General features: G+C 63.7%; 1 protein-coding gene. It reads left to right on the top strand.

The window, feature by feature from the left end:
- Window positions 1–39: 39 nt before the first annotated feature.
- Complete coding sequence (locus HDG37_RS38740; protein ID WP_184056875.1) at window positions 40–1,155, top strand: ISAs1 family transposase; 1,116 nt, start codon at window positions 40–42, stop codon at window positions 1,153–1,155.
- The last annotated feature ends 25 nt before the right edge of the window (window positions 1,156–1,180 follow it).

Raw genomic sequence — 1,180 nt, 5'->3', positions numbered from 1 at the left:
GCTGGCTCAGGTTTACTCTCGATTTTTGCCGGACGAGAGATGCCACCGATCATGGATGCGTTTGCCGAACTGCGGGACCCGCGCTGCCGCGCCTGTCGTTATCCGTTGCAGGAAATCCTGTTTGCCGCCCTGTGCGCGGTGCTATGCGGCGTGGAGGACTGGGAGACGATGACGCTGTGGGGCCGCACGCAAATGAGCTGGCTGCGTACTCACTTGCCCTATGAGAACGGCATCCCGTCGCCCGATACGTTTCGCCGGGTATTCGGCGCGCTCAGTGCCAAAGCCTTTGAGCGCTGCTTCATCGACTGGGTCGGGCAGCTGTGCCCGGCGCTGGCCGGCCAGCATGTGGCGATTGACGGCAAGGCGGTGCGCGGCAATCGCCGCGGCACGCGTGCGGCGCTGCATCTGGTGTCGGCATGGTGCTCGAACAACGGCCTGAGCCTCGGGCAGGTGGGTACGGCCGACAAGAGCAACGAGATCACGGCGATCCCGGAGCTGCTGGCCGCGCTCGATCTGCAGGGTGCGACGGTGACGATCGATGCGATGGGCACACAGCACGAGATTGCTCGAACGATCGTCGAGGCCGGGGCCGACTATGTTCTGACGGTGAAGGACAACCAGCCGCGCCTGGCCGAAGGCGTGCGCCAGTGGTTTGCGGCCGCGCAGGACGGCAAGCTCGAAGGCTCGTACTGGGAGCACACCGAACATGACAAGGGCCACGGGCGGCTGGAGACCCGGGTTTGCCGGGTCAGCGATGATGTCGCCTGGCTTGCCGGTGCAGGGCACCACTGGACGGGTATCCAGCGCCTGGTGATGCTGGAGCGCACGCGCCAGATCGGAGAGAAGGTGACGACCGAGCGCTGCTACTACATCAGCTCGAAAGCCGTGAAAGCGGCCCAGATGGCTCAGATCATCCGTGCCCACTGGGGGATCGAAAATCAACTGCACTGGGTGCTGGATGTGTCTTGGGGCGAGGATGCCAGCCTGATCCGCGACACGGTGGCCGCCCGCAACATGGCAACGCTACGCAAGATCACACTCAACCTCGCCCGGTTGACTCAGAACCGGCAACCGAAAAAGGTGAGTCTGAAAAATATCCGTAACCTCGCTGCATGGGATACCGCTATGCGGGACTCCGTCCTCGGCCTTGCCTGATACGGGCCTTCATGCGGAAGCCCTG

This window comes from Paraburkholderia sp. MM5384-R2 (genome assembly GCF_014201025.1).
Classification (GTDB): Bacteria; Pseudomonadota; Gammaproteobacteria; order Burkholderiales; family Burkholderiaceae; genus Paraburkholderia; species Paraburkholderia tuberum.
The sequence above is the reverse complement of the archived record's forward strand: the minus strand, read 5'-3'. Positions and strand labels throughout refer to the sequence as shown.

What these genes read in the sequence shown, in the direction of transcription:
- HDG37_RS38740 (WP_184056875.1), top strand. Translation starts at nt 40, where the DNA reads ATGCCACCGATCATGGATGCGTTTGCCGAACTGCGGGACCCGCGCTGC.